Annotated in this window: 13 protein-coding genes; 1 reads left to right on the top strand and 12 read right to left on the bottom strand. The window is 54.7% G+C overall.

Annotated elements, in window-relative coordinates:
- Positions 1-130 precede the first annotated feature (130 nt).
- The 4 genes from A3OW_RS23800 to A3OW_RS0101985 all read right to left on the bottom strand — a co-directional run bounded on the left by A3OW_RS23800 (position 131) and on the right by A3OW_RS0101985 (position 5,723).
- Positions 131-1,651, bottom strand: coding sequence for a tetratricopeptide repeat protein (locus A3OW_RS23800; RefSeq protein WP_020561761.1), 1,521 nt, complete (start codon positions 1,649-1,651; stop codon positions 131-133).
- A gap of 288 nt (positions 1,652-1,939) precedes the next feature.
- On the bottom strand, positions 1,940-2,311 hold the full coding sequence (locus A3OW_RS0101995; RefSeq protein WP_020561760.1) for a cupin domain-containing protein: 372 nt from the start codon (positions 2,309-2,311) through the stop codon (positions 1,940-1,942).
- 66 nt (positions 2,312-2,377) lie between these two features.
- Positions 2,378-4,003 carry a GTPase gene (locus tag A3OW_RS0101990; protein WP_020561759.1) on the bottom strand — a complete coding sequence of 542 codons (1,626 nt, stop codon included), beginning with the start codon at positions 4,001-4,003 and terminating at the stop codon, positions 2,378-2,380.
- Positions 3,984-5,723, bottom strand: a complete 1,740-nt coding sequence (locus A3OW_RS0101985; protein ID WP_026223265.1) for a GTPase domain-containing protein — start codon at positions 5,721-5,723, stop codon at positions 3,984-3,986. The genes A3OW_RS0101990 and A3OW_RS0101985 overlap by 20 nt, the downstream gene beginning before the upstream one ends.
- Before the next feature lie 127 nt (positions 5,724-5,850).
- Between A3OW_RS0101985 and A3OW_RS0101980 the strand changes: the two genes are divergently transcribed.
- Positions 5,851-6,294, top strand: a complete 444-nt coding sequence (locus A3OW_RS0101980; RefSeq protein WP_026223264.1) for a hypothetical protein — start codon at positions 5,851-5,853, stop codon at positions 6,292-6,294.
- 16 nt (positions 6,295-6,310) lie between these two features.
- Here the strand turns inward: A3OW_RS0101980 and A3OW_RS0101975 are convergent, their stop codons facing one another.
- The 8 genes from A3OW_RS0101975 to smpB all read right to left on the bottom strand — a co-directional run bounded on the left by A3OW_RS0101975 (position 6,311) and on the right by smpB (position 13,224).
- Positions 6,311-7,003 carry a DUF2959 domain-containing protein gene (locus tag A3OW_RS0101975; protein WP_020561756.1) on the bottom strand — a complete coding sequence of 231 codons (693 nt, stop codon included), beginning with the start codon at positions 7,001-7,003 and terminating at the stop codon, positions 6,311-6,313.
- Positions 7,004-7,558 (bottom strand): amino acid kinase family protein, encoded by a 555-nt coding sequence (locus A3OW_RS0101970; RefSeq protein WP_020561755.1) that lies wholly within the window; start codon positions 7,556-7,558, stop codon positions 7,004-7,006.
- A gap of 14 nt (positions 7,559-7,572) precedes the next feature.
- Positions 7,573-8,949: an aminodeoxychorismate synthase component I gene (gene pabB / locus A3OW_RS0101965; RefSeq protein WP_020561754.1), complete on the bottom strand. Its 1,377-nt coding sequence runs from the start codon at positions 8,947-8,949 to the stop codon at positions 7,573-7,575.
- Positions 8,950-9,136: 187 nt separating this feature from the next.
- On the bottom strand, positions 9,137-9,346 hold the full coding sequence (locus A3OW_RS0101960) for a hypothetical protein (protein ID WP_157385766.1): 210 nt from the start codon (positions 9,344-9,346) through the stop codon (positions 9,137-9,139).
- Between the two features lie 53 nt (positions 9,347-9,399).
- The gene (locus A3OW_RS26175; protein ID WP_157385765.1) at positions 9,400-10,995 is read right to left on the bottom strand and encodes a thrombospondin type 3 repeat-containing protein; all 1,596 of its coding nucleotides are present in this window, start codon (positions 10,993-10,995) and stop codon (positions 9,400-9,402) included.
- Positions 10,996-11,092: 97 nt separating this feature from the next.
- Positions 11,093-12,163 (bottom strand): hypothetical protein, encoded by a 1,071-nt coding sequence (locus A3OW_RS0101950; RefSeq protein WP_033411519.1) that lies wholly within the window; start codon positions 12,161-12,163, stop codon positions 11,093-11,095.
- Between the two features lie 93 nt (positions 12,164-12,256).
- Positions 12,257-12,613: a HopJ type III effector protein gene (locus tag A3OW_RS0101945; RefSeq protein WP_020561750.1), complete on the bottom strand. Its 357-nt coding sequence runs from the start codon at positions 12,611-12,613 to the stop codon at positions 12,257-12,259.
- A gap of 125 nt (positions 12,614-12,738) precedes the next feature.
- Complete coding sequence (gene smpB / locus A3OW_RS0101940) at positions 12,739-13,224, bottom strand: SsrA-binding protein SmpB (protein ID WP_020561749.1); 486 nt, start codon at positions 13,222-13,224, stop codon at positions 12,739-12,741.
- Between the last annotated feature and the right edge of the window lie 30 nt (positions 13,225-13,254).

Here is a 13,254-nt window from a genome sequence, read left to right as displayed (position 1 = left end):
CTGAGTTCATATATGGACTCCTCCCATTTTTGCAAGCACTTTATTACGTCAAGATTGGGGACGACTATTTTGAAAAACACAGCAGGGCTTTCTTGCATAGAATGCATTATGCGAAGCTTTTTTAATGTTGCTAAGCTTTTCTATAGACGGCAAGTTTCTTATTAAACATTGCTTCGGCTTGCTTGAGATCACCACGGGCCTGATACACATACCTTAAATTATCGTACTGGATGATCATGATTTCCTTAAGCTGTAGGGCTTCGGCAATTTCCAGGGCCTTTTTAAACATTGCCTCGGCCTGGCCGAGGTCATTGCCACGTTTCACTTCTACAGTCCCTAGATTGCCATAATCCCTGGCTATACCTTCTTTGATCCCCAGGGATTTGTGAATCCCTAAGGCTTTTTTGTACATTGTTTCGGCCTGATCGAGATCACCGGGCTTCATACGGTCCTTATATACATTTCCTAGATTGCCATATTGGTTGGCCATCCCCTCCTTGCGCTCCAACGCTATATTAATCGCCAGGGCTTTTTCAAACATTTCTTCGGCCTGGTCGAGATCACCTCGTTTCATATATATATTTCCCAAGTTGCCATAATCCTTGGCCACATTTATCTTGATTCCCAAGTCTTCATGAATCGACAAGGCCTCTTTGAACATGGCCTCGGCCCGATCGAGATCATCAATGTGCCTTATATATACATTTCCAAGGTTGCCATAATCACTAGCCATGCCCTCTTTGTCCTTCAGGATTTCATGAATCGCCAAGGCCTTTTTAAACATTGCTTCGCCTTGGTCGAGACTGCCGCGTTTCACCTCTATAGTTCCTAAGTTGCCATAAATAAGCGCCATAGCCTCCTTACGATCTAAAGTTGTGCTGATTAATAGAGCTTTCCTGTATAAAGCCTCGGCCTGGGGGATATCGCCACGGTCGAAATACACATTTCCCAGATTGGTATTACCTATAATAATTGCGTCATTATTGTTATCGGATTCACCGATATCTAATATCCGCTGATAGGCCTTTTCCGCTTCTTCAAACTGTCCAGTCCGCCGGTATAATTGCCCTAACAGATTCCATCCCTCTACATTCTTTGGGTCCAATTCCACGGCACGGCGATACCATTGCAAGGCTTCCTGAGTATTATCTAAAAAAGCCAGAGCTCCCAGGTGCCGAGCTGCCGCCGCAGCTTCCGAAGCTCTCGAATCGATGACCTGCTGGAATATCGCCTTGGCGGCTTCGGTTCGTCCTTCGCCGAGTTGTGTCAGTGCATCTTTCACATCAGGCTCATTTTGCCTTTTCGCAAGGGCATTCACTGTTTCAGTCAATGCTTTGATTTGGTCTTGTTTGTCTTGGTTGTCCAGACGCATGAGCTCGAGTTGCTTCGTAAGCGCATCGAGGGCTTTTTCATCCGAGGAATGATAAAAGTTAACGGTAGCGTTTCCTTTGCCGGTAGCTGTTATCTTGCCTACAGCAATCCCGTGATCGTGTGCCGTAATGGACTGGGAAGGTGTACTTGAATCTTTATCTTTGTCAGTAAAATGGGTATAAACCGTCCAGACAGCGCTAATCACAACAGCCAGAGCCGTTCCTAAAAATATCAGTATATTTCGGTTATCCTCATTGATTAAAAAATTCCAGACGCTCATTAAAGACTCTTCAAATGTTTAAATATGATGATTGGCAACATTTCGAGGACGGGGTAAATAGTATTCTATGAAAAAATCCAAAAAAATACTCGGGGCGTACCGAGAAGCTTGGGTAATTTCCTTCAAAGACTGACATTACACCTAACCGAAGTGCGGTTTGAAAAGTTTATGTGTCAGCTTTTCCTGCCCCGGTCCGCTTTAAGTAAAAAATTGAGCAAACCTTTATCATTGGTACAAATGCCCTACATGCAAATTGTATGACCGGCTTCTACTCTTCAAAACGATCGGTCACGGGACACTTTTCAGATCGACATAAGCTTCCTGCCTGAAACGCGGCGTGCAGACGGCCAGGAAGATCAGATCGATCTGCCCCACGTTCCGGATACGTTGCGGAACATTACGCGGAATCCGCACGACGTCGAGCGGGCCGACCGGGGCGGCGGGGTTGTCGCCGATGGCCACTTCGCCTTCGCCCTGCAGAATCACGTAGCGCTCGACCGTGTCCAGCACGGCATGCAGGCAGGTGGTGACGCCGGGTTCGACGCGGGCGCGGGCTATCGAACAGGCTTCGTCGAACGGCGTATTGGCCAGTTCGACGATGTAACACCTTTCCTCCGTGTAGAATTCCGATTCCGGTTTGAATCGATGGATCGTTTCCATTGAAATCTCCTTCGGTGAACGCAGCGGAATGGCGTCTTCATTGAAAGCGCCTGTTTTCAAAGCGCCTCAAGAATGGTCGATCAACATTCGTTTCAGCGGGCTCTTGCTGTCGATGCGGCTCGACGAGTCGACGGCAACCGTTCCGCACTGATCGATGAGCTGCGCAACCTGCTGATGGTGCCGGTCATGATCGAGCCGAATCCGTTCCAGAGCGACGGCGACTTCGGAATCGATCATGCCGAGACCCGTGGCCAACCCTTTATTCAGTCCTTTCAACGCGCTGGTCCTAAGCGACGGCTTGACTTTCCTCAGAATGAACCAGGGCGCCAGCCAGGAAATGCCGATCAGCAAACTGCTGTGAATCGCAAAATCGACGCCCAGATAGTCGGCATCGATCCGGCCGCTGTAGTAATAAACGGTGAAGACCTTGTAAGAAACCCAGGCAATGGCGGCCAGAGGCAGAACGATTTCGGCCACGCGGACGCATTTCAGCAAGGCCCGCTGCAGCGCATTGCCGGGATTGGCCAGGGCCTTGCGGGCGGCCAGTTCGGTCTGCGTCCGAACGATCTTGGGCGCTTTCTGCCGAACTTCGGCCAATTGCTGTTTGACCGGGGCCGCCGGTATCCCGAGCTGGTCGGCAATCCCGACAAACTCGTCCAGAGCATCGTCGAAGCGCGACTGAGCCCAATCGTCCCAGACCCCTTCCGCCGGCTTTGCCGGATACTTTCCGGTCACCGGGTTGGCGATCAAATCGGCGGCATGTTCGGCGTAATGGTTGGCCAGTTGCTGAAGCGGCCAGGCAAAACCTTCCTGCAGCAACCTTGAGGTTTTTTGCCATTGTTCCTGCCAGGCGGCCTCGCTCCGCTTCAAAAGCGCTTTGGCGCCCAGGAGATCCCGGTACCGTTCAAGCGTCTGCTTCAACTCGGCTTTGCGCACCTGGAAGCCTCTTTGTTCGAGCTGAGCCACGACGTGCTCGTTGGCCAGCGAGGCGATGGTCGAGGCCAGGGCGTCGAACTCATCCTTTTCCGGAACCTCGCCGCAGACCGTTCTGAAGATGATCGGTTCGGCGAACCCGGCCTGGCCGAGCTGCCTTTTGAAATCTTCGTATTGCTCCAGCCGTCCCCGGTCCCATTGATTCAGGACGAACAACCAGGCGTGGCGGCCGCCCTCGGCCAGAAGCAGCCGCCACGCCTTGGCGTCCTTGTAGCGTTCGGGACTGACCACGTAAATCAGCACGTCGATGTGAGGCAGCCATTGCAGGACCAGATGCTTGTTGCTCTGCTCGATGCTGTCGAAATCCGGCATGTCGATCCAGATGATGTTTTTTTTGGCGTCATCCTTGTGCTGCGCTATTTTGATGCTGGCGATCGGCAAATTTTCCGGCAGATGACGAATCTCCACCGACTGATGATGATATAAAGTGACTTCCCTGGAAGTCGGCCGCTCGATCCCCGTGCGGGCAATCGCGGTTCCCGCCAGCCGGTTCAGCAAAGAACTCTTGCCGACGCCCGTGCCGCCCATGAACGCCACGACCAAAGGCCGGGACTGGCCCGGATCGAACAACGCGCGCGGCGTTTCTTCCTCCAGATGAGCCAATGTCCGGGCATTTTCCGCCGGAATCCATCCTGCGGCCGTGGCCTGATCGATCCAGCGTCTGCTTTTTTCCACCAAATCAGAGTAATCGTAATCCATGTCGTTTTTCTTTGAGGTAGTCTTCCGCAGCCCGCAGTTGTTCGGGAGTAATGTTGAAATGAGTGAGGTCGGACAACTGCCGGGGCAGATCCATTATTTTGTCGCGCAGCGCGGCGACAAACAGCGTTTCCTTTACCTGGTTGAGCTGGCGCTGTTTCAGGTCGGCTTCGACCCGGTGCATGTAGCCGCCGATGGCGCTTTCGGCCAGCAGGGAGGTGATCGTCAGCATCGACGGCGCAATGACCAGATCGTGAATGCCGATGCCGCCGGTATGCAAGGCCAGCGCGATGGCCGCCGCGTCGGTCGTTACCCGGGTCGCCCTGAGGCTGTTCAGCAGAACCGGCTGTTCCTGCAACTTGACGTACAAGCGGCGGGCGGCGCCTTCGACCTCCTGCTGAAAAGCCGCATGATACTGCCGGGACGCCAGGTCGAACCCTTTCAGGATGTCCGGCCTGCGGTTGCGCAGCGCCGAGATCAATTCTTTCCACCACGCTCTTTGTTTGTTTTCTTCCGCCCTGTCCATCATCCGGTCGGCCATCTGGATCAGGGCGTGTTCGGCGATCTGATTCAGGAACGCCACTTCATAGCTACCGTCGCTGATATCGACGCGCTTTCGGCCCAGTTTCATCAATTGTTTGACCGGCCAGGTCAGAATCTTGCGCGTGCCGGCCAGAATCCCTGCCAAACCCGGAATTTCGAGCAGGGTCAAAAGCTCTGCGAGAGCGCACTGAAAGGTTTCGTAATGATGCGGATGATTCAGAAAATCCCGCTGATAATATGCCAGCGCCTGTTTGACGGAATGCTCCACCAGGTCGTTCCACAGGGCCAGCGCCTGATGTTCCTCGATCACGGGTTCGAGCCAGGATTGCCAATGCGCCTGCAGCAGCTCCTGTTCATAACGCGCATGCTTTTTGCCGTTGACGCCGGCGGCCAGCTCGATGATCCGAGCCTTGTCGGTCTCGGGCCACAGCGGCATGCCGGACTGTTTCCGATAATGGAGCGGTACAACCTCCGGAAAATCGTCCTGCCGCACCCATCGCCATTTTTCCTTCAAGGAATGGACGATCAAGTTTTCGGAGCCTTCGCTGAGCTTGTTCAGGCAAATCAATAAAGGCTGTCTTAACGGCTCCAGCGCCGACATCATGTCCCAGACCGACTGGTCGGCGTATTTTTCCTTGCTGACCACCAGGATGACGACGTCAGCCAGCGCCACCGTCCGGATGACGCCTTCACGGTAGGTGGACGAATCGATCGAATCGAAATCCGGAGTGTCCCAGATCACGCACGGAGGCAGAAGCTCCGAGACCGCCCGGGTTTCCGTCAACGAATAACAGTCATGCCGCTCCGTCGACAGTTGCGACGGATGCAGTTGCTGAAAACGTCCGAAATAGCGCTGAAGGCCGCTGCATTGGGCCAGGGAGACTTCATGGCAGAATCCCTGAGGATGCACCGTATAGCCGGCCAGCGGGCTGACTCCGGCGACGTCGGTTTGCAGCAGAACGTTGACCAGCGTGCTTTTGCCGGACTGGGTGGGACCAACCACGGCAATCTGAAGCGGCAGCGCCGGAACGCTGTCGATCACCTGCCCCTTCCGCATAAAGGCTTCCGCCAGAATTAATTGATCCACCCGTTGCTGATAGACGGCTTTGACGGACTCGCTGCCGGGCTGCTGCAATACGGTCCGATAACGCTGATTTAATAATTGGATAAATTCCAGCATAAAAGTTGGCTTGGGTTTATAATAGCCGACCATTTTACTTAGTTTGATGGTCTGGCATTAATATAATAACAACAATATGTCCCGTTCACATCACAAGGGACAGATTCCCCCTATCGAGGTTATCATCATGAAGACGCTTCGTACGCTTCTAATTATCCTATTCTGCACCACGCTTATTGCCTGCAACAAAGGTCAACAAATCAATGGCCATAACATGCGGACCGCTCTCAAATCCGTAAAAATGCTGAAGGAGCGTATGGCTCAGGAACCCCGTATCGAATTCGAAGTTTCGTTCTGGACGATTCGCGATGCGAAAAAGAGCGATGAAGAATTTCTGGATGCGGTCGACGGCAAAACTCCTACCGAGATCATCGCGCTGGGCCAGGAAATTTATCAGGAACGGAAAAATTCGGGTTATCCCGGTTACGAGAAATATACCAGTTGGGAAGACATGATTTCCAAATACAGCCAGGAAAGATCCGAACAAAACGCCAAGCAGGGCACGCAAGACGAGAGTTCTCGCGATACAGCCAAAGACAAGGCCAACGATATCCTGTACAAGCTGCAATAATTCCTGATTTTCTATTTCAGAGACTGGGCAGCGATTTCGGCTCGACCAACACCGACACGAATTGGCTGGCTTCGGCAATGGTCAATTCCATCGCCCGGATCAACTGGGAAATGTCGACGGCAATCACAATGAATTCGTTCTGCAGCGCCGCGATGGCATGCGCATTGAGATTGTGCTTCAGGAACAACACCTGATCCTTGAAGGCCGCCAGCACCGGCTGAATTTTCGCTTCGGCCGCGTGCAGCGCCTTGATCAAGCGGCTGTAGTTCTGCCGTGCGATTTTCAATTGCTGCTTGCTGCTGTTGCGCAAGGCACGATTGCTGTATTCGTTCAGTTCCTTTTCCCATTCGGTAAACAAGGCATGGCTGACTTCTTCGATCGACTTGATTCGATCGCTCACCGAATCGGATTTGGCGCGGCAAAACTGATACTGTCGGTTCAGTTGGTGATAACGATGTTCCAAAGACGATTCCTGAACGTTCACCAGCGTCTTGAAGCGCTCGAGGGCGTCCTGAAATTCATCCCGGGTTTCCTGGAGACTGAGACAAGTCTGCTCTACCTGATAAACCACGATGGAGCGCTTCGACTCTCCTATCGATTCGCGCGCATTGTAGTAAGCCGACTTGATTTTCTTCGATAAAAAATTGCCGATGAATTTGAATGCTTGTGAAGTCATATCGTTCGAGGAGGATTTTTTTTGCTCAGCCATTTAGAAATCTGATTTGTTTACAATACTTATTTTATAGGTCGACCCGGAGACGAAACTGCAAAAAGCCCGATCGATCACTTCTCGCCGGGCCAGTTCGGCCAGATCCTGTCCCTGATCAAGGATAGCCGATTTTACCAAAATCAATTCGCCCGCCGACAGCGTATTCGCCAGCCACGCCGCCAGGCTGTCCGAAGTGACGTCCCAGCCGGACCGGACGCCCGCCCGTTCCAGCTCGGCGGCATCGGGCGACCAGATGACCGTACGGTTCCGGCCGATCCGCTCGCGCAAGGCCGAAGCCGAGCCGACGACGGCAAATTGCGGCTTCAGTCCGTGCAACAGCCAGGCCGTCTGCTGCATGGCCAACAAGGCCATCCGGTGAGCGACGCCGTCGTCGAACCGCCAGACGCTCTGGGCAAGGCGGACCTGATCGGCAAAAGCTCCACCGCCCGGCACGATGACCGCCGCCCTGCCCCGATATCGCCGCTCGATCCGGTCCAGGCACTCCCTGAGCCCGCCGCTTTGGGTCAGGCTGCCGCCCAGCTTGATGACGACCATAAGGCGAACCCCGTTTATCCGACTCTGAATCGTTGCAATAAATCCAGCATGGCGGCCGCCTTGTCGAAGCATTCCTGATATTCGTCGTCCACTTCCGAATCGTTGACGATGCCGCCTCCGGCCCAAAAACGGATCGTGCCTCCCGAATGCACCAGCGTCCGGATGGCGATATTGCTGTCCATATTGCCGTCGAAGCCGATATAACCGATCGAGCCGCAGTAAATGCCTCGACGGTTGGGCTCCAGCTCTTCGATCACTTCCATCGCCCGAATCTTGGGCGCGCCGGTGATCGAGCCGCCGGGAAAACAGTGCTTCAGCAAGTCCAGGGCGTGCCGGTCGTCCGCCAGCCAGCCGGTAATCGTGCTGACCAGATGATGCACCGTCGCATAAGTTTCGACGGCAAATATTCTGGGCACCTTCACCGAGCCTTTTTTACAAGTCTTGCTGATGTCGTTGCGCAAAAGATCGACGATCATCAGATTCTCCGCCCGATCCTTCGGGCTGTGCTCCAGTATTTCGATCTGCTGCCGGTCTTCCGCTTGATCGCGCTTCCGTGGACGCGTGCCTTTGATCGGCTTGGTTTCCACCAGGCCGTCGGTCAGCTTGAGAAATCGCTCGGGCGAGGTGCTCAAGATCTGCACTTCGGGCAGGTTGAGATAACAACTGAATGGAGCCGCGTTGAGTTCCCGCAAGGCTTTATAAGCGGTCCACGGATCCCCTTCGCAATCGGCAACGAAGCGCTGCGAAAAGTTGACCTGATAACAATCCCCTTCCTTTAAATACTGCTTGATCCGGTCGAACGCGCGCGTATAAAACGCTTTGTCCATATTGGAACGGATGTCGCCGACGATCCTGAACGGCCCGCGCCGCTCCTCGACCGGCAGGACGCTGAACTGTTCGATCAGCTTCAGCCATTTTTGCATATCGCAATTCTGCCCGACCAGATAGCTTTTCCGGCAGTGATGATCGACGACTACCGCCCAGTCGTAGATGCCTACGGCCATTTCGGGAATATGTTCCGCATCCACGGCAATCTCCGACAGATGCTCCAGGCGCCGAACCAGATCGTAGGAGAAATAGCCGATCGCCCCGCCTTTGAACGGCAAGGTATCTCCCTGGCAATGAGCCGGAAGCAATTGCTGCTTCACGAGATCGAAAGGGTCGTCCTTCGAGATAACGGATTTCCCGCCGCGGGTGATGACGGTCTCATCGCCGTGAGTGACCAGGATGCACACCGGATCGGCCGCAATGATGTCGTAACGCCCCTGCTGACTGTAGGGGTAACCGCTGTCCAGAAAAACCGACCAGGGCATTCCGGCAATGGCCGAGAAAAGGTCCGCGCTATCGGCAAAATAAGGCAGCGGAGACATGAATTGATTCAGTGGCGACATTAATCGGTGTCTGGTCGAGGGGCAGAAAATGCAATACCTGCGATAGCCGGCTTTCTATCCAGCGCCGTATGGAAAAAGCCGGTCGGAAACTTTATTGGTGCCAATAGTTTTTGTGGAAGGATAACAACAAGGAATGGGTCGAGTTCGGGTTATTGTACCATTGTTTGAGTAAATGCTCGACGGCTTGTCACTTGCCGCTCTTGCTCTTCAACGGCAACGCAAGGGAATCTCCGCCGAGTAAGCAAAAAGCTTTACCAAAAATTTCTAATATGGAAAACTTCAAATAAAGAACCCGCTCGGTTGTCCCATCGTGCCGGGACGCCAGGGAGAGGCTTGTTCGGCCGATGAAGTCCGAACAAGCCTTCGAAAGATCGAGCGCCGGGTCGGCCGGCTGCATCGAAGGACCCGTCATGGAAATGAATCAAACGGCAGACTCGTTTTGCCGCTCAATCAGCGCACCACTCTAAATGCGCCTGTCTTGGTCACGGTAAGACCATTGGGATTGGTCAGCACAATGGCTCTGGAACTCAAACTGGCCGAAGCGGAAACGTTGATTACCAACGCGGCACTGGTCGCGCTGTTGACCGTAAACGACTGGACCGTAATGCCGGATGAAGGAGAAATCGAAGCCGTCATGCCGTCCAGGAAGTTTTGTCCGCTCAGATTCAGCGTGCTGGTGCGGTTGCGTCTCGCGGTGGTAGGCGAAACCGTGCTGAGCACCGGCGTTTCGCAGGCATCGCCGATACCGTCGTTATCGTCGTCGGCCTGATCCGGATTGGCCACCGACGGACAATTGTCCACGTCGTCGCTCACCCCGTCGCCGTCGCTGTCGCCCTCCGGCGTATCGCAGGCATCGCCGATGCCGTCGTTATCGCTGTCGGCCTGATCCGGATTGGCCACGGAAGGACAGTTGTCGAGATTGTCGTCGACCCCGTCGCCGTCGGTATCTTCGGCAGGCGCTCCACCGACCTCGACGGGCAGAACCACCCAGGCATTCGTATCGGTAGCAAAGGTCTTGACGACTTGGCGCAGCGCCGGGTCAATCACCGAAACCGTTCCATCCTTGGGATTGGTCACATAATACCGGCTTCCGGATGCGTTGAAGGCGCCCCAATAGGGCGCATCGCCGATAGGTATGGATGAATCGACTTTTACCAGGGCGGCATCGACGACCACTGCCCGGTCGTCCAGCGACGCGGGCGTGATCGCAATGCTGCCGTCAGGTGAGGAGTCCACGACCCACGGCCAGCCTCCGACGGTCACGGTTCCAGTCAGCGTATCGGTCGCGGTATTGATTACGGAAACCGTTCCGCCGGACTGATTGGCGGTAAAAATCCTGGCGCCGTCCGGAGAAATGTCCATGCCGGTCGGACCCGTGCCTACCGCGATGCTTTTCACGACGGTATTGGTCGAGGTCTGGATCACCGAAACCTGGCTTGTTCCGCGAATGGCGACATACACCTTGCTGCCGTCCGGATGTGCGGAAACCCGGGTCGGATTGCCGCCCACCGAGAGCGTTTTAATCACCTGGAACGTGCCGACGTTGATGATCGATACGGTGCCCGAATCCAGATTGGAAAGATAGAGCCTCTGGCCGTCCGGTGTAAAATCCATAAATTTGGGAAAAGCACCTACCGTGATCGTGTTGCTTACCGTATGGGTGGACAAATTAATCACCGACAGAGAACTTCCAGCGCTATTGGCCACGAAGAGATAATTGCCGTTGGGCGTGACCGCCATGAATTCCGGGGCATCGCCGACAGCGACGGTAGCGGTTATCGTATTCGTTTCGGTATCGATGATCGAAACCGTGTCCGATTCCTTGTTGGAAACATACACTTCCGAACCGTCGGGCGCGGCCGCGAGCCGGTTCGGGTAATTCCCCACGGTCAGTTTCTTTATGATGGTATTGGTCGCTTCGTCGATGACGCTGACCGTACCCGGCGCTTTATTATTGGCTACATACACGCGCGTGACGGCTTCGGCGCTTGCCGTACAGCCTAAAATCAGCAAGAGAAAAAGTCGGACTGTTATTCGTTTGTTCATGGTCATGCTCCAAAGTTAAACGCCCCATCATTGTTATTAAAGGTGATGTCACCCTGATTCTTCAACGCCCGGAACCGGTTCCAGCGGCTCCGTTTTTTTAAACCTTTCTGCCGGCAATCCGGGTAGCCGTCGCCGGGTTGTTGCGGTCCTGCCGCCAGGTCGGATGATTGAAATGCAGCACGAAATCGCCGTTATACGAAGCGACGGCTTCAGTGAAGGTAATTTTGCCGAGAGTCCGCCAGCGGTCGATCAGGCGCCTTTCAAACAGGGGCGTTCCCGTGGTTTTACCGGTATCGGAAACTTCGATGATGAATTCGAGCGATCTTTTCGGAATGGGGTCGCCTTGGTCGTAAATCTGCGCCATGATTTCATCGCGGAAATCCAGCGATTCGCCGTCGATGCGGGGTTGGCCGGAAGCCACCCTCAGCCGCATGAACTCGGGGGTTCGGGTCGCCTCGCCGGGTTCTTTGCCCAGCTCCGCTATCGGGTACAACTGGCGCTGCGTCGGCTGTCGATCCGCGCGGAGAAAAGCCAGCCCTTCGAGCAGAAGCACCGGCAACCCCAGTCCCCGCCGCCACGAGCGGGTATCCGGCGCATTGCGCAGTTCCGCATCGTTGACGAAATCACTGAACTCGCCGCCCAGATCCTGCTGGGTAAAAAAGTGGGCGGTAGAAAGCGGCTCGGCATGATTCACGTCGGTCGTCGGATACAGTTTGCCGGCCAGCGCCAAAGAGCGTGTCCGACCCCGCCGCGATTCCGTGCAACAGGTCGAATAACGGCCTATAATCAACGCCTTGCTGCCTTTTTTGAAATATCCGGAATAAGGAGTGTCTTCGGTAATTTCCCACAGGCCCGTCAGACAAATGCCGTTGGGATGCAACAGCCGGCGAAAGCCCTGGCCGCCGCTGCCCCAGCGCAGATCGGCAGAAGAATCGATCGTTCTTTCGGAGGCCCGAAGCAATTGCCAGGATTTGCCGAACGGCAAGAGTCCGGCGAGGACGCCGGCCAAATCGACTTTATACCGCGGCATCGGCGGCATGCCTTCCGCTCCCCAGAGCTTCTGGTAAGGATTGGCGAAAATCGCCCGCCGGACTTCGGAATAACGGGAGCCGGCATAGCGGCGGTCTTCTTCGGTGATTTCCATGGAGCCGTACCGGGCAGTTTGCATAAGCGCTCACTCATTCAGCCAAGACTATTGGCCAATGGCAGCCCATCGGCACGGGCATATTAGAATTCAGTCTCAGGGCAATTGCAAGCCGGTTTATTTTTCCGCCAGCGGCTCGCCGCTGAACCGAATGCCTTCCCATCCGAACTTCATGAAATGGCGTATGTTCTGGTGACCGGTTCCTTCCGGATCGTTCAGGACGTCGATGCGGTAATAATCGCCGAACAGGTTTAACGTGTGCAGCGGATCGAGACGATGCAACCGGGCGAAGGCAAACAGCTTGCAGGAGCCTTCGTTGACTCCGGCCGGATTCACCAGCCGCTGCTCCCCGAGGCCGTTGCTGAATTCAGTGGGGGTATAGTGATAATGTTCGGCAATGACGGCGATCGTTTCGTCGAAACTGACGGTCTCGTTGTGTTTGATCTTGTTCAGAAAAGCGTGCAGAGAACTCATAACGTTGCAAGGATTGGATGAAAAAAACGGCGACGTCCGGCCGGCACGGCGTTCGGCTCGGGTTGTACCGACAAACCAGCCGCGCCAAGCGTCCCGACGGCACGGATGAATGCGCGCGGGCCATTCTAGCCTTTTTTCATGATCCGGGCCTTTTCGCGCTGCCAGTCGCGTTCTTTTGAAGAAGCCCGCTTGTCGTGCAACTGTTTTCCTTTGGCCAGGCCGATTTCGAGCTTGGCCCGGCCTTTTTTCCAGTACATCGACAAAGGAATCAGGGTGTAGCCTTTTCTTTCCACGGAACCGATCAGCTTGTTCAGCTCGTGCCGGTTCAGCAGCAGTTTCCGGGGCCGGACGGCGATCGGATTGACGTGGGTGGAGGCCGACAGCAGCGCCGAAATATGCGCGCCCGACAGCCAGGCTTCGCCGCGTTTGAAGGTGACGTAGCTTTCCTTGAGCTGAACCCGCCCTTCCCTCAGGCTTTTGACTTCCCATCCCTCCAGCACCATCCCGGCCTCATAGCGCTCCTCGATATAATATTCATGAGTGGCCTGGCGGTTGACGGCAATGGTCGCGGATTGCTGATTCTTGTTTTTCTTGGATTTTTTGTCGACCATGATGAGGGAACGTGATTTTTCAACTGACGT

It is taken from the genome of Methylosarcina fibrata AML-C10 (assembly GCF_000372865.1).
Taxonomy (GTDB): Bacteria; Pseudomonadota; Gammaproteobacteria; order Methylococcales; family Methylomonadaceae; genus Methylosarcina; species Methylosarcina fibrata.
The sequence above is the reverse complement of the archived record's forward strand: the minus strand, read 5'-3'. Positions and strand labels throughout refer to the sequence as shown.